The sequence below is a fragment of the Chryseobacterium sp. G0201 genome (assembly GCF_003815655.1).
Classification (GTDB): Bacteria; Bacteroidota; Bacteroidia; order Flavobacteriales; family Weeksellaceae; genus Chryseobacterium.
The window spans coordinates 4,369,940-4,391,236 of sequence record NZ_CP033917.1 but is presented as its reverse complement, the minus strand read 5'-3'; the positions used below and the strand labels follow the sequence as shown (position 1 = coordinate 4,391,236).

17 protein-coding genes are annotated in these 21,297 nt (G+C 34.7%); 10 read left to right on the top strand and 7 right to left on the bottom strand.

From position 1 onward, the window contains the following. The first annotated feature begins 56 nt into the window (after nucleotides 1–56). The 8 genes from glgB to apaG all read left to right on the top strand — a co-directional run bounded on the left by glgB (nucleotide 57) and on the right by apaG (nucleotide 11,199). A complete protein-coding gene (gene glgB, locus EG348_RS19700; protein ID WP_185145485.1) occupies nucleotides 57–2,006 on the top strand; it encodes a 1,4-alpha-glucan branching protein GlgB in 1,950 nt (649 codons plus the stop codon). A 3-nt stretch (nucleotides 2,007–2,009) separates the two neighbouring features. Next, entirely contained in the window at nucleotides 2,010–3,416 is a 1,407-nt protein-coding gene (locus tag EG348_RS19695) for a glycogen synthase (protein WP_123984652.1), read from the top strand. Nucleotides 3,417–3,419: 3 nt separating this feature from the next. Continuing rightward, on the top strand, nucleotides 3,420–3,950 hold the full coding sequence (locus tag EG348_RS19690; protein ID WP_123984651.1) for a hypothetical protein: 531 nt from the start codon (nucleotides 3,420–3,422) through the stop codon (nucleotides 3,948–3,950). 17 nt (nucleotides 3,951–3,967) lie between these two features. Then, nucleotides 3,968–5,236: a glucose-1-phosphate adenylyltransferase gene (locus EG348_RS19685; protein WP_123984650.1), complete on the top strand. Its 1,269-nt coding sequence runs from the start codon at nucleotides 3,968–3,970 to the stop codon at nucleotides 5,234–5,236. A 220-nt stretch (nucleotides 5,237–5,456) separates the two neighbouring features. Then, complete coding sequence (locus tag EG348_RS19680; protein ID WP_123984649.1) at nucleotides 5,457–6,497, top strand: SRPBCC domain-containing protein; 1,041 nt, start codon at nucleotides 5,457–5,459, stop codon at nucleotides 6,495–6,497. A gap of 123 nt (nucleotides 6,498–6,620) precedes the next feature. Further along, nucleotides 6,621–9,437, top strand: a complete 2,817-nt coding sequence (locus EG348_RS19675; RefSeq protein WP_123984648.1) for a 2-oxoglutarate dehydrogenase E1 component — start codon at nucleotides 6,621–6,623, stop codon at nucleotides 9,435–9,437. 39 nt (nucleotides 9,438–9,476) lie between these two features. Then, complete coding sequence (odhB, locus tag EG348_RS19670; RefSeq protein ID WP_123984647.1) at nucleotides 9,477–10,730, top strand: 2-oxoglutarate dehydrogenase complex dihydrolipoyllysine-residue succinyltransferase; 1,254 nt, start codon at nucleotides 9,477–9,479, stop codon at nucleotides 10,728–10,730. A gap of 94 nt (nucleotides 10,731–10,824) precedes the next feature. Further along, entirely contained in the window at nucleotides 10,825–11,199 is a 375-nt protein-coding gene (gene apaG, locus EG348_RS19665; RefSeq protein ID WP_228414789.1) for a Co2+/Mg2+ efflux protein ApaG, read from the top strand. 205 nt (nucleotides 11,200–11,404) lie between these two features. Here the strand turns inward: apaG and EG348_RS19660 are convergent, their stop codons facing one another. The 3 genes from EG348_RS19660 to EG348_RS19650 form a co-directional block, all read right to left on the bottom strand. Then, nucleotides 11,405–11,959 carry a 3'-5' exonuclease gene (locus EG348_RS19660; RefSeq protein WP_123984645.1) on the bottom strand — a complete coding sequence of 185 codons (555 nt, stop codon included), beginning with the start codon at nucleotides 11,957–11,959 and terminating at the stop codon, nucleotides 11,405–11,407. 218 nt (nucleotides 11,960–12,177) lie between these two features. Beyond that, nucleotides 12,178–13,146, bottom strand: a complete 969-nt coding sequence (locus tag EG348_RS19655; protein WP_123984644.1) for a glycosyltransferase family 2 protein — start codon at nucleotides 13,144–13,146, stop codon at nucleotides 12,178–12,180. Between the two features lie 6 nt (nucleotides 13,147–13,152). Beyond that, nucleotides 13,153–14,037, bottom strand: coding sequence for a lysophospholipid acyltransferase family protein (locus tag EG348_RS19650; protein WP_123984643.1), 885 nt, complete (start codon nucleotides 14,035–14,037; stop codon nucleotides 13,153–13,155). A gap of 133 nt (nucleotides 14,038–14,170) precedes the next feature. Here EG348_RS19650 and EG348_RS19645 point away from each other — a divergent pair, with 133 nt between their 5' ends. Beyond that, nucleotides 14,171–14,662: a thioredoxin family protein gene (locus EG348_RS19645; RefSeq protein ID WP_228414884.1), complete on the top strand. Its 492-nt coding sequence runs from the start codon at nucleotides 14,171–14,173 to the stop codon at nucleotides 14,660–14,662. 37 nt (nucleotides 14,663–14,699) lie between these two features. Here the strand turns inward: EG348_RS19645 and EG348_RS19640 are convergent, their stop codons facing one another. The 4 genes from EG348_RS19640 to EG348_RS19625 form a co-directional block, all read right to left on the bottom strand. Further along, on the bottom strand, nucleotides 14,700–16,061 hold the full coding sequence (locus EG348_RS19640; protein ID WP_123984641.1) for an aldehyde dehydrogenase: 1,362 nt from the start codon (nucleotides 16,059–16,061) through the stop codon (nucleotides 14,700–14,702). A 42-nt stretch (nucleotides 16,062–16,103) separates the two neighbouring features. Continuing rightward, the gene (locus EG348_RS19635; protein ID WP_123984640.1) at nucleotides 16,104–17,666 is read right to left on the bottom strand and encodes a hypothetical protein; all 1,563 of its coding nucleotides are present in this window, start codon (nucleotides 17,664–17,666) and stop codon (nucleotides 16,104–16,106) included. Nucleotides 17,667–17,907: 241 nt separating this feature from the next. Then, the gene (locus tag EG348_RS19630; protein WP_123984639.1) at nucleotides 17,908–18,954 is read right to left on the bottom strand and encodes an HlyD family secretion protein; all 1,047 of its coding nucleotides are present in this window, start codon (nucleotides 18,952–18,954) and stop codon (nucleotides 17,908–17,910) included. 5 nt (nucleotides 18,955–18,959) lie between these two features. After that, a complete protein-coding gene (locus tag EG348_RS19625; RefSeq protein WP_123984638.1) occupies nucleotides 18,960–20,216 on the bottom strand; it encodes a TolC family protein in 1,257 nt (418 codons plus the stop codon). A 119-nt stretch (nucleotides 20,217–20,335) separates the two neighbouring features. On the opposite strand from EG348_RS19625, the gene EG348_RS19620 reads away from it, so the two are divergent. Further along, nucleotides 20,336–21,235: a helix-turn-helix domain-containing protein gene (locus EG348_RS19620; RefSeq protein ID WP_228414788.1), complete on the top strand. Its 900-nt coding sequence runs from the start codon at nucleotides 20,336–20,338 to the stop codon at nucleotides 21,233–21,235. The last annotated feature ends 62 nt before the right edge of the window (nucleotides 21,236–21,297 follow it).

Genomic DNA, 21,297 nt, shown 5'->3' with positions numbered 1-21,297 from the left:
GTTTGTTGATATTTTTCGTAGTTTCAAGAAATATATAAAAATTAATCAAAATATTGATGAATTCTGTTAAAACGTATACGCTTTTCACTGAACATGATGTTTATCTTTTTAAAGAAGGTAAGCATTATAAGCTATACGATAAATTTGGTGCACATTCTGTAGAGAAAGACGGAATTCAAGGGGTTTATTTTTCGGTTTGGGCTCCAAACGCGAAAAAAGTTTCAGTAATAGGTAACTTTAATAATTGGAATCACAAAGACCATATTTTGTTTCCAAGATGGGACGAATCAGGAATTTGGGAAGGTTTTATTCCGGGATTAACCTGGGGAACACTTTATAAATATGCTATTGAAACTCCTCGCGGAGAAATTTTAGAAAAAAGTGACCCCTATGCTTTGAGCTGGGAACAAAATAGACAGGCAGCCTCATTAGTTTCCACAACGTGGTATGAATGGAATGATAAAGAATGGCTCAAAAACCGCTGGAAAAAAAATAGTTTAAATGCTCCGATTTCCGTGTATGAGATGCATTTGGCTTCTTGGCTAAGAGAAGGAGATGATCCTAAAAGGTTTCTAAATTATAGAGAAATTGCCAAAAAGCTCGTTCCTTATATCAAAGAAATGGGTTTTACGCATGTAGAATTTATGCCTGTGATGGAATATCCGTATGATCCAAGCTGGGGTTACCAGATTACAGGATTTTATGCGGCTACATCACGTTTTGGATCTCCGCAGGATTTGATGTTTTTAATTAATGAATTGCATAATCATGATATTGGTATTATTTTAGATTGGGTTCCGTCTCATTTTCCGGGTGATGCTAATGGTTTGCACCGTTTTGACGGTTCTTATTTATATGAACATGAAGATCCGAGAAAAGGTTTTCATCCTGATTGGAAATCCTATATTTTCAATTATGGAAGAAATGAAGTTAAATCTTTTTTAATTTCAAACGCCATGTTCTGGCTGGAACGTTATCATGCTGATGGATTGCGTGTGGATGCGGTAACTTCGATGCTTCATCTCGATTATTCCAGAAATGAAGGCGAATGGGAGCCTAATATTTATGGCGAAAATGTAAACTTGGAAGCGAAAGCTTTTTTGCAGGAATTCAATACTGCTGTATATAAAGAATTTGGCGATAATATAATCACCATTGCAGAAGAAAGTTCGGATTTTCCGATGCTTACAAACCCTGTTCATGACGGCGGAGTTGGTTTTGGAATGAAATGGATGATGGGCTGGATGCACGATACACTAGATTATTTTAAAGTAGAACACGCTGACCGAAAATTTAGTCATCATAAACTTACTTTTGCTTCGATGTATATGTATAATGAAAATTACATGATGCCTTTGTCTCACGATGAAGTGGTACACGGCAAAGCGAGCTTGATCTATAAAATGGTAGGCGACGAATGGCAGAAATTTGCAAATCTTCGCGTGCTGTATGTATATATGTTTACGCATCCGGGAGCGAAGCTTTTATTCATGGGAGATGAATTCGGGCAAACGAGCGAATGGAATTTTACCCAAAGTCTGGACTGGCATTTGTTGGAATACCCTGTTCATAAAGGTTTGCAGACTTTAGTTAAAGATTTAAACCATATGTACAGATATGAAACTGCCTTTTACGAAAATCAGTTTGATAAAAGTGGTTTTGAATGGGTAGAAGCCGATGATCTTGAAAATTCGGTTATTACGTATTTAAGGAAAGGAAAAAAGAAGGATGACGTTTTTATGGTTGTTTTGAATCTTACTCCAAAAGTTTTAGATTATAAAATAGGCATCAATGCGGGAACATATTGGGAGGTTGTTTTCAATTCAGATGATGAAAGATATAATGGAAGTGGTGTAAACCCTGAAATCATTAAAGAACAGTCTGAACCGTGGATGAACCGTCCCAATTCGATAATTTTAAAACTTCCGCCTCTTGCAGGAGTCGTTTTAAAAATGAAAAAAGATAAAAAGTATAAATTACATAGAATTAAATTACACAAAAGATAAAAAATGGTTGTTTATCATCTAAGTACGGAATGTTATCCGATAGCTAAAGTAGGCGGTTTGGCGGATGTTGTAGGAGCTTTACCGAAATATCAGAATAAAATAAAAGGTGTTGATGCTAAGGTTGTTATGCCTTGGTACAACAAACCTTTCGTTTATGATCATGAGTTTGACATAGTTTTTGATGGCTTCATTCATCAGGGGCCGGATATGCTTCAGGTGCAGGTGTTCAAAGAGAAAACCGATGTTTTGGGATTCGAATTATACATGGTGAGAATTCCCGGACTTTTAGACAGAGATAATCCTTATGGTTATCAGGACGAAAGTTATCAGTTTTTGGCTTTTCAGCATGGTGTTTTGCATTGGCTGAGCGCGATGAAAATTCGCCCCGATGTCTTGCATTGCCATGATTATCATACAGGTTTGGTTCCTTTTATGATCGAACATTGCCCGGATTTTGAATTTTTAAAAGGCGTAAAAACCATCGGAACGATTCATAATGGCGAATATCAGGGAATGATGAGCTGGAATATGGCCAATTATATGCCTGCTTTCGACAGCTATAAATGGGGATTGATGGATTGGAACGGATACATGAATCCATTAGCTAGTATGATTAAATGTTCAAGCGCCTTCACGACTGTTTCGGAAGGTTATCTGGAAGAACTTTTCGTAAGTTTCAGAGGTCTTGAAAGTTTAGTTCGTGAAGAATTTGGCAAAGCATACGGAATTATCAATGGCATTGATACAGAAGTCTGGGATCCTGAAACTGATCCGATGTTGGATTTTAATTTTAATGTAAAAAATGCCATCCAGCAGAAAAAAAAGAATAAAGAAAAGCTTTGTAAAGAATATGGTCTAAAACCTGAGCTCCCTTTATTTGCTTTTATCGGAAGATTTGCCACAGAAAAAGGTGCTGACTTACTTCCTGATGTGGTATGGAAAAGCATTAAACAAAGTTATGGAGCTTTAAATATCATGATTTTAGGCTCAGGAAACTCATATATTGAAAATAAACTGAAAGAATACGACTATACTTATTCCAATTTTGCGTTGGATCTTGGGTATAAAGAACATCTTTCGCATCAGATTTATGCTTCGGCAGACTTTTTATTGATGCCTTCAAGAGTGGAGCCATGCGGATTGAACCAAATGTATTCTATGAGATATGGAACAATTCCTATCGTAAGGTATATCGGAGGGCTAAAAGATACAGTTGAAGACATCTCGACGGGCGGAGCAGGAATCAATTTTACATACCCAGGAGTTGATGATATTGTCCATGCGATGAATAGAGGGTTAAGTATTTACAATGAAAAAGACGTTATGGAGAATCTTATTCACGCAAATATGAATTTTGACTTTGCATGGGAGAAATCTGCAGAAAAATACATAGCTTTATATACTAACTAAAGTATGTTGAGAGCTTTCTTTCTTGTTATGCTATTTGCCACGATTATTTCCTGTAAAAAAGAAGAAGGAATTTATCATGGAGGATATTATTGGATTTATGGATATGGTCTTTCAGACATAAGAGTTCATGAAGCGATGGAAGGAATTTCCGAAAAATGGAAAATAAAAATTGTTGATGTTGCTGGTTGTATGATTGATCCCAAACTACAGAAAAAAGTAGATGAGAAAAATAAAAAGACCTATGCAGCAATAGAAGAAAGATATGGCAAAGACTGGAAGATAAAATACGATAAAGATATAGAAGGCTTTGCTGCTAAGAAAATTGATGTGATGGATGTTTTGATCACAAATAAACTTTTCAGAAATGAACTCAAAAAACATTATATAGAAATTGATGATGTAGATAAAGTTGTAAAAGAGATGAACGATAATTTATATGATGTGGTTGTTTACAATGATAAGTTGAAAACCGAGAATAAAGAATGTTTTAGAGTAAGTGTAAATACGAAAAATAGAATTGTACAATTAAAATAAAAAACGCAATATAATTTATGAATCACAATGTTATTTCCATTGTTTTGGGAGGCGGAAGAGGCACAAGACTTTTTCCATTAACGTACACAAGATCAAAACCGGCTGTACCTATCGCAGGAAAATACAGATTGGTAGATATTCCTATTTCTAATTGTTTAAATTCAGGGTTAAATAAAATCTTGGTTCTTACACAGTTTAATTCAGCTTCATTGAATTCGCATATCAAAAATTCTTACCACTTTGATATTTTCAGCAAAGGTTTTGTTGATATTTTGGCGGCCGAGCAGAATGTGGAAAATGAGAGTTGGTATCAGGGAACGGCGGATGCAGTGCGCCAGTCGATGAAGCATCTTGAAAAATATGATTATGAATATATTCTTATTCTTTCAGGAGATCAGTTGTATCAGATGGATTTTAAAGAAATGCTAGATTTCCATATTGAAAAAGGAGGGGACGTAACTATTGCTACAATCCCTGTAAATGCTAAAGATGCCACAGGTTTCGGGATTTTAAGTTCTGATGACGAAGGAAATATTACTTCTTTTGTCGAAAAACCGGATTATGACATTTTAGACAGTTTAAAATCTGAAGTTTCTGAGAAGAATAAAAATGCAGGAAAAGAATATTTAGCTTCAATGGGAATCTACATATTTACGAAAACGATTCTTAAAAAGATGTTTGAAGATGGAGCCGGAGATGATTTTGGAAAAGACATCATCCCGAATTCCATTGGAAAATACACGACGTTAAGTTATCAGTTTGAAGGATATTGGACGGATATTGGAACAATCGAATCTTTCTACGAAGCCAATATTGATCTGTGTCAGGATTTTCCTCAATTTAATTTATTCTCATCTTCGCCTATTTATACAAGAGCGAGAATGCTTCCACCATCGAAAATCAACGGTTCTTATGTAAGTAAAGCTGTTTTTGGAGACGGATGCATCATCATGGCTGATAAAATTGAAAATTCAGTTATTGGAAACAGAACAAGAATTGATAAAGGAAGTACGATCGTAAATTCCTATGTCATGGGAGCCGATTTTTATCAAAGTACAACAGAAATCGTGATCAATGACAGGAAAGGCCGTCCCAACATGGGAATCGGAAAATATTGCTACATCGAAAAAGCAATTCTCGATAAAAACTGCTACATTGGAGATAATGTAAGAATTATCGGCGGAAAACACTTACCGGACGGTGATTTCGGGACATATTCTGTACAGGACGGTATTGTAGTGGTGAAAAAAGGAGCTATTCTTCCTCCGGGAACTCATATCGGGTAAAAGCTTGATGTTTAAAGTAGGAAGTTATTGAAGTCTATGTTATGACTAAAGTTTTATTTAGGTTAAATTTTAATTATTTCATTAAAATATTTGACAAGAATTAAATGGTTGTATATCAACTTCAATCATCAATTCTTACATCTTCTATCCTTAGAAATAAATTTAAAACAAGAGTGACCAACATATTGGTCACTTTTTTTATTTGTCTTACTTTTGTGCGATGCGTTTTTTTAAAATCATAGCGATAGTTGCGATACTGTTGGGAGGAGCTTATGCTGCTTCCATGTATTATTTTGTGGATGAAAGCAAAAGCTTTAAAATAGAGAAAGAGATAGATTATCCTGTGGAGAAGGTCTTTTCTCAGTTTAATAATCTGCAGAATTTCACGCGCTGGAACAATTTCTTCAAAAGTTCTAAATCTATCGATATCGATTATTACACACCTTACGAAGGGCAGGGCAGCAGCATAAGCTATGTAGACCCGAAAAACGATACGGATGGTGAAATGTTCATCAGATATGAAAATCCAAACAAAACGTTGAGATATCAGCTTTTTGAGGATAGAAACGAAAACCCGACGTTGGTTGATGTTAAGTTTAAAGCCGTTTCCGCTCAAAAAACGAAGATCATCTGGAATGTTCATACCCCCAAATTATCTGTTTGGAAAAGAGTAGAAAATTTCTGGACAGAAGACCGATTTGCTGAAAACATCAACAACAGCATGACGACTCTGAAAAATGTTTTAGGGAATAAAGTAGAAAAAGACAATCAAATGGCTGCCATAAAGTACGACAGTTTGATGGTTGAGAAGGAAGAAGACAAACTTTTATTGGGAATTAACGTCAGTACATCAAATAAAAAAGATGCCCTTTATAAAAATGTTGTCATGAATTATAACAAGGTTTATAATTATGTAACGATGGATCTTGGCAAAAAAGATGACGAATTTGGCTATCCGCTTATGATAACTGATGCCGATAATTATAAAGATAAAGAAGTCTCTTATTTCCTTGGTATTCCTTTGTCTAAAAAGTTCGGGGTTACGGATAATAACTTTAATTTCAGATCAGTAAGTCCAACGCAGAACTATGTGATGTATTACCGAGGTACCTATGAAGGAAGAGTTAAAGCGGTGCAACAATTGATCCAAAAAGCTAAAAAAGACGAGATGCGTTTCGGAGATATTCGCCAGACTTTTATCGAGCGCCCGATGGAAGATCAGAACGTCAATATGAAGTTGTCTTTATCTGTTTATAAGTAAATTAATTATATTTATTTCTTTTATAGTTTTTTTAATAGTTTTGGGCTGTCCCACGTCGGTTTTTTTTATTAAATTTGAGGATTAATTCTACAAACAAAATTTAATAATAGATAAACTGTAATAATGGACAGATTTTCATTCCTAAACGCAGCTCATTCTCAATTAATTGAGGATTTATACCAACAGTATTTAAAATTCCCGGACTCTTTAGAACCATCATGGAAATCCTTCTTTCAAGGATTCGATTTTGCTTTGGAGAACTATGGTGAAGGCGATAACATTCAATATATTCAAGCTTCGGCTAATGCTGCTCCGGCAGTTCAGCAAATATCTCAGGCAGCAGCTAACGGCGAAGTCCCTGAGCATATCAAAAAAGAATTTAAAGTTGTAAACCTTATTGAGGCTTACAGAACGAGAGGGCATTTGTTTACAAAAACAAACCCGGTTAGAGAAAGAAGACACTATACTCCAACTTTAGATATCGATAATTTCGGTTTAAATAGTGCTGATTTGAATATCAAATTCAACTGTGCGGTAGAAATCGGCTTTAAAGAACCTGCAACTTTACAAGAAATTGTAAAACGTCTGGAAACAATTTATTGTGATTCTATAGGTGTTGAATATACTTATATCAACAATGTTGAAGAAAAAGATTTCATTAAAAGATGGTTACAGGTAAACGAAAACCATGCAAGTCTTTCAGCTAATGAGAAAACTGATATTTTATTGAAGTTGAATCAGGCGGTAGCTTTTGAAAACTATCTTCACACAAAATTTGTGGGACAAAAAAGATTCTCTCTTGAAGGAGGTGAAACATTGATCCCTGCGTTGGATCAGTTGATTTCAAGATCTTCTCAATTGGGAGTTGATGAAGTTGTTCTAGGGATGGCTCACAGAGGTAGATTGAATGTGTTAACAAACATTTTCGGTAAATCTTACAAGCAGATTTTCTCAGAATTTGAAGGGAAAGAATTTGAAGAGGATGTATTCTCAGGTGACGTTAAATATCACTTAGGTTCATCTAAAAAAATAAAAACAGCTTCTGGTGAAGAAGTTTCAATCAACCTAACTCCAAACCCATCTCACTTGGAAACGGTATCTGCTCTTGTAGAAGGGATCTGCCGTGCGAAAATTGATGATAAATATAAAGGAGATGGTTCTAAGATCTTACCGATCGTAATTCACGGTGATGGTGCTTTGGCTGGTCAGGGTATTGCTTACGAAGTTGCTCAGATGATGACTTTGGAAGGATACAAAACTGGTGGTACTGTTCATATCGTTGTAAACAACCAGGTTTCATTTACGACAAACTATGCAGATGCGAGATCTTCAACCTATTGTACAGACATTGCTAAAGTTACAGAATCTCCTGTAATGCACGTAAATGCTGACGATGCTGAAGCGGTAGTACATGCTATCCATTTTGCAGCTGATTTCAGAGCAAAATTTGGAAAAGATGTTTATATTGATTTATTAGGATACAGAAAATATGGTCATAACGAAGGGGATGAGCCTAGATTTACGCAACCTAATTTATATAAATTAATTTCTAAGCATCCGAATCCAAGAGAAATTTATAAAGATAAATTGATCAACGACAGCGTTATTTCCAACGATATTCTTAAGAAAATGGAAACTGATTTCAAAGCGCTTTTAGATAAAGACTTTGATGCTTCCAAAGAGATTGAGAAAAACGTTATGGATCTGTTTATGTCTGAAGACTGGACAAACTATCCAATCGGAAAAAGAGGGGCTGTTCAGTTACCAGTTGATACAAAATATGACTTAGAGAAGTTGAAAGAATTGGCAATCAAAATGTCAACGCTTCCGGCTGATAAAAAGTTTATTAATAAAATTACAAGACTTTTTGAAAACCGTCTTAAAGCAATTGAAGGAAACTCTTTAGATTGGGCATTAGGAGAGTGGTTAGCTTATGCTACATTGCTTACTGAAGGTCACAACGTAAGAATTTCCGGAGAAGATGTTGAAAGAGGAACATTCTCTCACAGACACGCAGTGGTAAAAACTGAAGATACTGAAGAAGAATATATCCCGTTAAGACATGTTTCTGAAAGCAGATTTGATGTTTTCAATTCTCACCTTTCTGAATATGGTGTTCTAGGTTTCGATTACGGGTATGCGATGGCTTCTCCTAATACATTGACGATCTGGGAAGCTCAGTTCGGAGATTTCGTGAATGGAGCGCAGATTATTGTTGACCAATATTTGGCTGCTGCAGAAGAAAAATGGAAAATTCAGGACGGTCTTATCATGTTGTTGCCTCACGGATCTGAAGGTCAGGGTGCAGAACACTCTTCAGCGAGATTAGAAAGATTCTTAACGCTTTGTGCGAATGAAAATATGGTAGTGGCGAACATTACGTCTCCTGCCAACTATTTCCACTTGTTGAGAAGACAGCTAAAATGGAGTTTCAGAAAACCATTAATTGTGATGAGTCCAAAATCTCTGTTGAGACATCCAAAAGTAATTTCCCCGCTAGAAGATTTTGCTACAGGAAGCTTCCAACCGATTTTAGACGATCCGAGTGCTGATCCTAAAAAAGTAGAAAAATTAGTTCTTTGTTCAGGTAAATTATACTTCGAATTACTAGCTAAAAAAGAGGAATTAAACGCTGAAAATATTGCTTTGGTAAGATTCGAACAATTGTATCCATTGCAAAATGATGCAATCGAAGCGATCTTCAATAAATATGAGAACAAAAAAGAAATTGTTTGGGCTCAGGAAGAACCAGAAAATATGGGTGCTTGGTCTTACATTTTAAGAAACTTCAGAGATACGGGAATTCAGGTAATTTCTCCGGTTCCAAGTGGTGCTCCGGCTCCGGGAAGTCACAAAATGTTTGAGAAAAACCAAAATGCAGTGATCAACAGAGTTTTCGACAGAGACGATGCTCCTGCTAAAAGACCTGTAACAGCTTAATTAAAATAATATTCAATTAAAAAATAAAAAATACTCAATATGTCAATTTTAGAAATGAAAGTTCCTTCACCGGGCGAATCAATTACAGAAGTTGAAATTGCAACTTGGCTTGTAAACGATGGTGATTATGTAGAAAAAGATCAACCAATCGCTGAAGTAGACTCAGACAAAGCAACACTTGAATTACCTGCTGAACAAAGTGGAATTATTACTTTAAAAGCTGAAGAAGGTGATGTAGTACAAGTAGGTCAGGTAGTTTGTTTAATTGATATGGATGCTGCTAAGCCAGAAGGATCTGCTCCTGCTGCTGAAGCTCCAAAACAAGAAGAGGCTCCTAAAGCTGCTGAGCCTGTAAAAACAGAAGCTCCAAAACCTGCTGCACCAGTTGCGGCACCTCAAACTTATGCTTCTGGGGCTCCATCTCCTGCTGCTAAGAAAATTCTTGACGAAAAGGGTATTGATGCATCACAAGTTACAGGAAAGGGAAGAGACGGAAGAATCACTAAAACTGACGCTGAATTGGCTGCTGTTCCTGCAATGGGAGGTAACTCATTAACAGCTACAGGTTCTAGAGCTTCAACAACTACTAAACTTTCTGTTCTTAGAAGAAAGATCGCTTCAAGATTAGTTTCTGTGAAGAATGAAACAGCGATGTTAACTACTTTCAACGAAGTTGACATGTCTGAAATCTTTAGACTAAGAAAGCAATATAAAGAAGAATTTGCTCAAAAACACGGAGTTGGACTTGGTTTCATGTCTTTCTTCACAAAAGCGGTTACAAGAGCATTAAAATTATATCCTGATGTAAATGCATCGATTGACGGAGATTTCAAAATTAACTATGATTTCTGCGATATTTCAATTGCAGTTTCAGGACCTAAAGGATTAATGGTTCCGGTATTGAGAAATGCTGAAAACATGTCTTTCAAAGGTGTTGAAGCAAACATCAAAGATCTTGCTGTGAAAGTAAGAGACGGGAAAATCACGGTTGACGAAATGACTGGTGGTACATTCACTATTACAAATGGTGGTACTTTCGGATCTATGTTGTCTACACCAATTATTAACCCACCTCAATCTGCAATCTTAGGAATGCACAACATTATCCAAAGACCGGTTGCGGTTGACGGACAAGTTGTAATTCGTCCAATGATGTACGTTGCAATGTCTTATGACCATAGAATTATTGACGGAAAAGAGTCTGTAGGATTCTTGGTAGCAGTAAAAGAAGGTATCGACAACCCTGTTGAAATATTGATGGGAGGTGACGAAAGAAGAGGTTTAGAATTATAATTTTAATTAATTTTACAATAAACTTACAATCTCGCTTTGAAAAAGGCGAGATTTTTGTATATATTTAATAAATACAAAAGTGATGTTTTCAAAAATGACTTCGAATATCAAAGTTTCAGTTGTACCTGAATATGATAGCAAAAACAGTTATCCATCCGAAAATCGATATGTTTTTAAATACAGCATAACGATAGAAAATGACGGAAGTTTTCCCATTAAAATTCTTAAAAGAAAATGGTTGATTTTTGACGTAGGATTCGGATTTACAGAGATTATAGGAGATGGTGTAATAGGATTAACACCGGAAATTCCTGTAAGTGAGAGTTTTGCTTACTTTTCTAATGTAATGTTACGTTCCGGGGTAGGAAATATGAGTGGAAAATATTTGGTTAAAAATATGGATACTCAGGAAAGTTTTGAAATTGACATTCCAAAATTTAACCTTTTGTCTGAAGTTTTAAGCAATTAATTCTGAATGAAATACCAAATTATCTCAAGATTAGATGAAATTTAAACAGTATCATCCGTGTAAATCTTTGCGATCAATGGTAAAAATAACAAAGCTAATCTCAAATATACTTAATGATTTTATCATGCTGGAAGCATCTCGACAAAGCAAACGTAGATTCTTACAGAGTGACAAACTTGTTATAAAAATTGAGTAATTTTAACTATTAAAGCTTCTTAATTTTCAGCTTCATATAATCAGAAACTTCATCGTTGCTTGTAAGGAATAATTTTTCAAAAGCTAATAATGAAATCTTTGCACAAACTTCTGCATCAGCACCTGCTCTGTGATGTTTAAATTTTATCTGATGATATTCCGCCAAATGTTTTAAACCATATTTAGGAAGGTAATTCCATGATTTCTTTGCCAGCTGAATGCTGCATAAATAGTCTATTTTAGGGGTAAACATACCATAATGACTCAGACATGCTCTTAGAACTCCTGCGTCAAAACTCGCGTTATGAGCGATCATCAATGTTCCATACATCATTTCTTGGATTTCGTACCAGATCTCGTCGAAAGTAGGTGAGTTTTTTACATCATTCGGTAAAATTCCGTGCACATCAATATTATACTGACTAAAATATGGAAAGCTAGGAGGTTTTATCAGCCAGGTTTTTGTCTCTATAATTTTAGAATCCTGCACAATACAAATGCCAACTTCACAAGCTGAACTCCGGTCATTAGTAGCTGTTTCGAAATCTATCGCGCAAAAATCCATGAAATGTAATTATAAAATTAAGGGGTATAAGTTATGAATTATTTCTAATATTTTGGGCAGCTTTTCCCCGCCTTCCGTTCCCGCAATTTTGTAGTTTTGCCAACGCTTTTTCCTTCAAGAAAACCACAAAATGTGCTCCACTCAAGTCGGGCTGCAGCTTTCAACATTCATTAAATATTCTTGATCAATCCTGAAACGAAGCTCTAAAATCTGCAATCTTAAAGGAAATGTTTGAAAATTAACCATTTGGATTGATAAAAAACCTCTTTTTGATGTTTTTGACGAAGCTTCCAGGTTCCGGGAAGTTGTGCGTAGAAACCAAAATGTGCTCTCGCAACAGCCCAAAGATGTGGAAATCCATGTTTAAATCCAAAATAAATTCCTGCAATTCCGTCTAAACACAATCTGAAAAATATCAACCAAATTAACGTAGGAAATGGTAAATTTTTCAACATCATCGAAAGGTTATTTCTGATATTTAAATAGGTTTTCTGGGCACTTTGTTTATTTAAAGTTCCGCCACCAACATGATAAACTGTAGATTTCCCGGTATAAAATATTTTCTTTCCTGAATTAATTAATCTCCAGCAAAGATCAATTTCTTCCTGATGGGCAAAAAATCTTTCATCAAAACCTTTCTGCTCCCAAAAATCTTTTGATCGAATAAAAAAACAACATCCTGAAGCCCAGAAAATCTCTGTTTCATCGTTGTACTGACCTTTATCTTCTTCCAGATCATCAAATATTCTTCCTCTACAGTAAGGATAACCAAGGTTGTCTATTAAACCACCTCCCGCTCCTGCAAATTCAAAGAAATTTTTATTATTAAAAGATAATATCTTTGGTTGAATCGCTGATATTTCAGGATTTTTTTCAAATAAATCTAAAACAGGTTCAATCCAGTTTTCAGTAACTTCAACATCTGAATTGAGTAAACAGAAATATTCAGCTTTTATCTCTTTTAAACCTTCATTATAACCTCCTGCAAAGCCGAAATTTTGATTATTTTTGATAATGTGAACCGAAGGAAAATGAGTTTGTAAATAGTCTATAGAATCATCTGTTGAAAGATTGTCAATAACATAAATATCTGCATTTTGAGAAAACTGTACAACGCTTGGCAAGAATTTTTCAAGCCAGTTTTTACCGTTCCAGTTCAATATGGCAACTGCCAGTTTTTTTGACATGTTCATCTATATTTTTTCAGAATCAAAATCTTTAATAGAGTCTTGATATTTCCATTTTCTGTGTGACCACAAATAATTATCGGGTCTTTTATGCAAAGTATTTTCTAACAATTTATGGAATTTTCTTACTACTTCATTTTTTGCAAATTTCTCTCCGTCAGGCATAACTCTGTGGTAATTAATCTGATAAAAACCACGTTTAACCTTCTTCATTTCACAATAAATGAAAATAAGATCCATTCTTGTGGCTAATTTATCATACCCTATAAATGCGGGAGTTCTTTGATTTAGAAATTCTAATCCATAACTGACATGCGAAAAATGCGGAGTTTGATCTGCTACAAAAAGATAAATAGAATCGCCATTGTTTTTAGCTCTGAAAATATTTAAAACAACCTCATTTGCTTCCAACGCATCATTTCCAAATTTACTTCTGACTTTTTTCATCTGGTTTTCCCAAAAAGTACTATTAACCTTTCTGTAAACCGGATGACAGTTTGTTTGTGGTACGATGGTAGCCAAAGTATTCATCCATTCCCAATTGAAAACATGGCCTGCCAATAAAATAATATTTTTCCCTTCTTCTTTAGCTTCATGAAACAATTCTTGGTTGATGTGCTGCATCCTTACCTTTGTTTCAGTTTCAGACATAGTGAAAGATTTTATTGTTTCAGCCAAATAATCAGAAAAATTTAAATAAAATTTCTTTTTAATAGCAGCAATTTCTTCTTCCGATTTTTCTGGGAAAGAGTTCTTTAAATTCTGAGTGATTACTTGTTTTCTATATCCAACTACGTAATAGTTTAAAAAGAAGATAATGTCTGAAAAAATATATAATATTTTCAGAGGAAGTTTAGAAATTAAGTATAATATTTTGATAAAGAAATTCATAAAACGTGCAAATTTAGTGATAATAAAATTATGGTTTCATTTTTGCTGATAATAAGTATTAATTTTTTATTTTTATAGTATGAAAAAGACATCATTAAAATATTTTGTAGCCCTATTTATGGCATTTGGATCGATGGCGTATGCACAGACAGAAAAAGTGAAGGAAGATCCGAAAGTAATAGAGCAGAAGAAAAAGGCAGCAGCAGAGGAAAAAGCAAAATTACCTAAACCATACAACCCAAAAGCGGATGCTCAGAAAGATATTGACGCTCTGATTGTTCAGGCTAAAAAGGAAAATAAAAATATTATGATCCAAGCGGGGGGAAATTGGTGTATCTGGTGTCTTCGTTTTAATCAATTTGTGGAGACAACTCCTGAATTAAAAGGAATTGTAGATAAAAATTACGTGTATTATCATTTGAATTATTCTCCTGACAATAAAAACGAAAAGATTTTTTCTCAGTATGAAAATCCTGGAGATAAATTTGGATATCCGGTGTTTATTGTTTTAGATAAGGACGGAAAAATGATCCATGTACAGCAAAGTGATGTTTTGGAACAGGATAAGGGCTACAGTTTAGAAAAAACAAAAGAATTTTTCAATCAATGGGCTCCTAAGTCATAAAAATTAAAACCGAGAAATTGTCTCGGTTTTTTTGTTTTTAGAGTAATTTTTTAATCCAACTTAATTTCTTCTCAGAATAAGGAGGATATTTTATATTCGGTTCTCCCCAAGTTGCTTTTTCCAGAACGGGTTTCTGATGTGAGAAAGTTTCAAAACCAAATTTACCGTGATAATTTCCCATTCCTGAGTTTCCGACACCTCCAAAAGGGAGATTGTCATTTCCTAAATGCATCACAACATCATTGATACAGCCTCCGCCAAAAGATAGTTTTTGAGTAAAAGATTCTTTCTCTTCAGAATTATTCGTGAATAAATACGCCGAAAGAGGCTTTTCAAGTTCAATCAGATAATTTAATGTCTGATTAAAGCTTTTAAACAAAATTACAGGTAAAATAGGTCCGAAAATTTCTTCCTGCATCACATCATCTTTCCAATTGATATTAGTTAAAATTGTAGGTTCGATGTATAATTTTTCTTCATCGTAGTTTCCACCGAAATATATTTTTTCTTTATCGATTAATTTAATTAATCTCTGGAAATTCTTTTGATTGATAATTCTGGTGTATTGCTCAGAATCTGGTTCGTATTTGAATTCTTTAATTTGATTTCTCAGCATTTCCAGAAACTGTTCCTGAATAGATTCTTCAACCAATAAATAATCGGGAGCTACACAGGTTTGTCCGGCATTCAAAAATTTACCCCAAATAATTCGTTTGGCTGCGACTTCAAGATTAGCATCTTTAGTGATAATGACAGGAGATTTTCCGCCTAATTCTAATGTTACTGGCGTTAAATATTCAGCTGCAGCTTTGTAAACAATTTTCCCAACTTTCGTACTTCCGGTGAAAAATATTTTATCGAATTTTAATTTTAGAAGTTCTGTTGTTTCATCAATTCCTCCTTCAAAAACATATAAATATTCGGGTGGAAAATTTTCATTAATGATTTTAGACATTGCTTTCATTGTGTTTTCAGCAATTTCGCTTGGCTTTAAAATACAGCAATTCCCGGCAGCCAAAGCAGCAATAATAGGAGAGAGGGATAATTGATAAGGATAATTCCATGCTCCAATTACTAGAATACAGCCTAATGGATCTGAGTAAATTTTACTGTTTCCGATTTGATTGGAAAGATTGGTTCTTACTTTTTTAGGTTTCGCTAAAGCATTTAAATTTTTGAGATAATAATTAATATCCTTTAAAATAAAAGAAATTTCAGTCGTAAACGTATCAAATTTTGACTTACCAAAATCTTTGTAAATGGCTTCATTTAAGAGGTTTTCATTTTCAAGAATAATATCTCTTAATTTTTCAAGATACATTTTTCTGAATTTTAAATTCTTCGTTTTCTGTGTGTTGAAAAACTCTTTCTGCTTTGATACGATTTCCTGAATTTCCATAAACCAAATTTCAGAAAATAATGCAAATCTTTTGCCTAAAAATTACATTATATTTCTAATCGCAATTTTCACCGGATGATACAGTAATAAAAGCAAAGCCGTAATCAATGCCAGCCAAAATAATCCTGTGAAGATTTCCATATTGGAAAGTAACATGGATTGTGCGGCAATTTTAGCTTTAAAAGCTCCTGCGGTCACCGATAATGACTCATTGACAGGAAGTTTTGCAATATTTGCTCCAAAAATTTGATTCCATTGTGAATAGAAAACCGGATTGGTATCTGTCAATTCAAAACTTAATGTATCAGAATGTTTTAAGGTTAAAAACAACATCAAATTCTGCATTAAAGCGTAACCAATTGCGGTTGTCCAGAAACGGGTAGAAGTTCCTAAAGCGGTGGCGTTGGCAACATATTCTTCGGGCATTCCTGAGATCAGGAAAAATACCAATGGCGTAAATAATAAACCTTGTGCAAGTCCTTGTAAAAATAAAGGCGGACAAATCGTTAAAAGCGTTGTGTCAGGATAAAAAGTATAAGTGAACCAAGCACAATCTATGGCTAATAAGAGAAATCCTGTAAAAAATACTATTCTTGAAGAAACACCTTTCATTAAACAGATCCCTGATAAAAATACACCTAACAATGTTCCCGCAACATTCCAGTATTGAATGTCCACGATATAATCCCACGGCCATTTCCAGACGGTTGCCATGATACCGTAAACATTATTTAAACCTGAACGGATTAAATAAAATATGAAGAATAAAAGCATTCCGACAATCACATTTTTTGAACTGAAAACTTCAAAATGGAAAAGCGGGCGTTTGGAATTTCTTTGTTTTAACATAAACAACCCACCCGAAATCAGGAATACAAACAGGCATAAAATGATGGTGTCAGATTCAAACCACATTAATCTTTTTCCATAAATAATGGCATACGATCCGGCCTGTAAACAAATCCAAAGCAGAAACCAACTCGTAATATCTAACTGGTACAAAGGCTTTTTAGGGAAAAATCTGTTTTTATTGAAAAGTGCAATTCCGATAATTAAAACAAAAATGTGAAAGTAAAGGATCATTAAAATCATATGCTGAAAATCATAATCCTGAATGCTTGATTTTAGTAAAGAAGTGGTGACTGTTCCGCCCGTCAGCATGATCGTGTACATGAAAAGGTAGGCGATGACTTTGGCGTGTCTTGTTTTTAATTCTGCAATGATTAATGGTAAAAATATGGCACCTTCCATTAATCCGAAGATTCCTTCCAAAAATCGAATGACCAGAATGACGTGATAATCGTTCGTGACCGATAAAACATATAAAATAATCACTGAAATAGAAGACATCAGCAAAATGTAATATTTCACACTGAAATACGCCATAAACCGTTGTAAAACCAACAGGGTGACAACGAATGTTCCGTACATCATGATCAATAAATATTGTATATCATCAGGATCAACATCCATAAAAGACGCTGTAAAAGCACTGTTGGAATGCAGGATCGACAATAACATCAAGTGCGGAAACAGCGCTAAAACGAGCAGCGGAAGCTTCAGCCATTGCGGAACCCATTTATAATAAACTGAATTGTGTTGCATTTTTTTAATGAATAAAAAGCGAAAAGGCAGGAAAGCAAAATGTAAAATAAGTAAAATGTAAAATGGCAAAAATGCATAAGAAAAAATTGGCAGTTTTTGCGGCTTTGCAGTCCAGCCTTTTCGCTGAAAAAAGAACTTAATTGGTTAATTTTAAATTTGAGAAAGAGGAATTTGAAAATTTAAATCTTTACATAGAATCTAACTACTATATAAAACTCTCAAACCCTCACGCTCTCAAACTCTATATCTTCTTGGCACTCACCAGAACGTTCATTCCGGAAAGTAGTTTTTCGTTATTTTTATTATTATCTAGAATAATTTTCACTGGAAATCGCTGTTCGATCTTGACGAAGTTTCCTGTTGCATTGTCTGGTTTTACTAACGAAAATTGCGAACCTGAAGCCGGTGAGATCGATACAATTTTTCCTTTAAATTCTGTATCCGGAAAAGCATCGGCTGTAATCACAACTTCCTTTTGTTGGTCGATTTGTCCTAACTGAGTTTCTTTGTAATTGGCAATAATCCATTTTTCTTTGCTCACGATTTGAACCAAAGCCTGACCTTCTTTGATCAACTGGCCTTCCTGAATCGTTTTTTTGCCGACCCAACCGTCATAAGGAGCTGTAACTACTGTGTAGGAAAGGAAAAGTTGAGCATTATTCAAACTTGCAGAACTTTGCTGGATCTGACTTTTTGCCGGAGCAACTTTTGTTTCCTGTTCGTTTGCACTTGCTTTTACCGCATTTTTTTGCTGCTCCAATGCTAAAAGATTGGCTTTTGCCTGATCGTATGAAGCTTTTACATTTTCAAACTGCTGTTCGGTAGCGGCATCTTCTGAAACCAGATTTTTATATCTTTTAAAATCCTGTTCCGTTCTCCAAATATCGATTCTTGCGGAAGCAATTTTTGCATCGATGATTTTGGTGTCGCTTTCTTTTGTATTGACCCCACTTTGGATGGTCGTAATATTCTCAGAATTGGCGTGAAGATTAGCTTCTGCCATTTTCACTTGGTTAACAAATTCTCTGTTGTCAATGATGATCAAAGTATCCCCTTTGTGAACGAATTGGTTTTCGTTAAATTTTATCGTTTTAATGAAACCTGAAACTTTACTTGAAACAGGCGTAATATATTGTTCGATCTGCGCATCGTTTGTGGTAACATTTTTTCTCGAAAAAAGATAGAAACTTGTCATCCCCGTGATCCCACTGATAATGAGGATCCATGCCAACAAAGTGATGGTTTTATTGATTCTTTTTTCTTTTTGTGTTAATTGCTTTTGTGCCATAGTTTTTACAGATTTCCAATCGTATATTGGAGTTGGTAATATTTAAGTTGTCGGTTTATTTTTACGGAAATAAGATTAGATTGAGCTTCCAGATTGGCATTGTCTGCATCGATAAGTTCAGTAATTAAGCTTAATTTATTGATGTATTTTGTTCTTACAATGCGGTAGTTTTCTTTGGCTTGATTAATTGCTTCTTCAGCGATTTTCACTTTTTGATCGGTTTCTTCAAACTTTTTGTAAGCTTCATAAACATTGTGTCTTACATTTTCATCGTTCTCTTCGATCTGAAGTTTTGCCAGGTCTATATTTTCCTTTGCTTCCTGCATTTTGTATTTGTTTTTATACAGACTTTCGATAGGATAGGTAAGGTTTACTCCAATCATTCCTAGGCGATAAGCGTAAGGTTCGGGAGGAAAAAACATCATGTTGGGATATTTTAAAAAATATTCTCCGCCCGCTGTTATTTTAGGTAAATAATTCGCTCTTGTAATTTTTTGATCCAGTTGTTTCAATGAAAGATTTTTGTGGGTCATTTCAACAGATTCATTCTTGGTTAAAGCAGTTTCTGTTAATTCATCTACATACGGAATTTCAGCTTTATCAGAGATCAGATCTTCTGTATCAACGTGCATTTCCTGATTTTCCGGAAGAGAAAGAATTGTTTTTAGTTTATGTTCTGCAATTTGGATATCGTTATCCAATTCTGTCCAGCTCATTTTGTGATTGGAAAGCTGTAAAGACGTTCTCAGAACTTCATTTACGGTCACCACGCCGTTTGCTTTTAAGGCTTTGACCTGTTTGATATTCACAGAATCTTCTTTCATTTTATCATTAATCAAACTTTGTTGTTCTTTTAAATGATGGATCTGAAGGAAGGCCGTGATGATTTCCATCGTAAGCTGTCTTTCATCTAAATGAGTTTTTAAACTTGAAATTTCGGTGTCAATCGATGCTTTTTTCTCTGTATTTTTAATCTTTCCTCCCATGTATAAAGGAATGGATGCTGAAAGTGTAAAGTCATACATTCCGTTGATCACGTCATATTTGGTAGCCTTTCCGAATACGCCATTTTCATGTTGAAAAAGATTTGAAACCTGGGTATAGCTTGTATGAAATTCGATGTCCGGTAGTTTTTCCATTTTGAGATCTTTCTCTTTGGTTTCGGACATTTGTTGTTTTAAGTGACTTATCTTAATATTTTTATTATTCTTCAGACCCAATTCTACAGCCTGTTGTAGGCTGAGGGATTGATAATCTATCATTTGTGAGTGTAGAAAGCTGCTTATCAATAATAAGCACAACGCAATGATTTGATATCTACATGCGTTAAATATCATTTTCATAATTTAATTGAAGGTTTTTTGATAAATTGATTTTGATTATGCAAAGTTACGGGGTGGAGTACCAGACACGATTTGTGAAAACAGAAAAAGATTTGATCATTTACGCCAAAGTGAAATTTTCTCCTTACCTTTATTTTATGAATGACAGTCATTTTGGAGCAGTCGAAGAAGAAGATGCAGAATTTTACGTATATAATGTACTTACAGGAAATGTTACAACCGATGTTCATTATCACGGATCTGCTCAATTAGTGTATGCAGAGGGCGGTATTGTGCATGTTTTTACAGATTCAAAGCATTGGTATCTTCCTGCAAGATGTTTTATGTGGATACCTGCGGGAATTCCACATTATATTTTTAGTTCGAGCCCGAAAGTAGATTTATATAATTTTTATTTTAAAAAAGAAGAAAATGAAGATGGCTTTTTTGATGAAATCAATATTTATTCTGTAAGTCATTTATTAAGAGAGATGATTTTATATACAAAATACTGGGATGGGAAAATCACAAAAAATGACAGTTCAAAATATTATTTCCTCAAAGCTTTAAAAGGAATTTTACCTGAGAAAAGAGATAAAAATCTGGCATTTCCCGTCCAGCATCCTTTTCCAAAAGATGAAACCTTATTGAAGATCGCTAAATATGTTCATGCTAACCTTGAAAAACCGCTTACAATCGAATCTACAGCCAAAGAATTCGGAATGAGTACAAGAACTTTATCGAGGAAGTTTAAAGAGATTTTAGGGATGAATTACGTTCGTTTTTTACGTGCTTTAAGAATTACCCGTTCATTGGAACTAATGCTGGAAGGAAAGTATAATATGTACGAGATCGCCATGATGGTGGGGTATAACAGTCTGTCTTCTTTCAGTAATATTTTTAAAAAAGTAATTGGAGTTGCCCCGAGTGAATATCAGCAGAAATTGAGAGGGAAATAGGTAAGTGGGAGAGTTGGAGAGTTTTAGAGTTGGAGTATTTTGTGGTCATTGCGAGGAGCGAA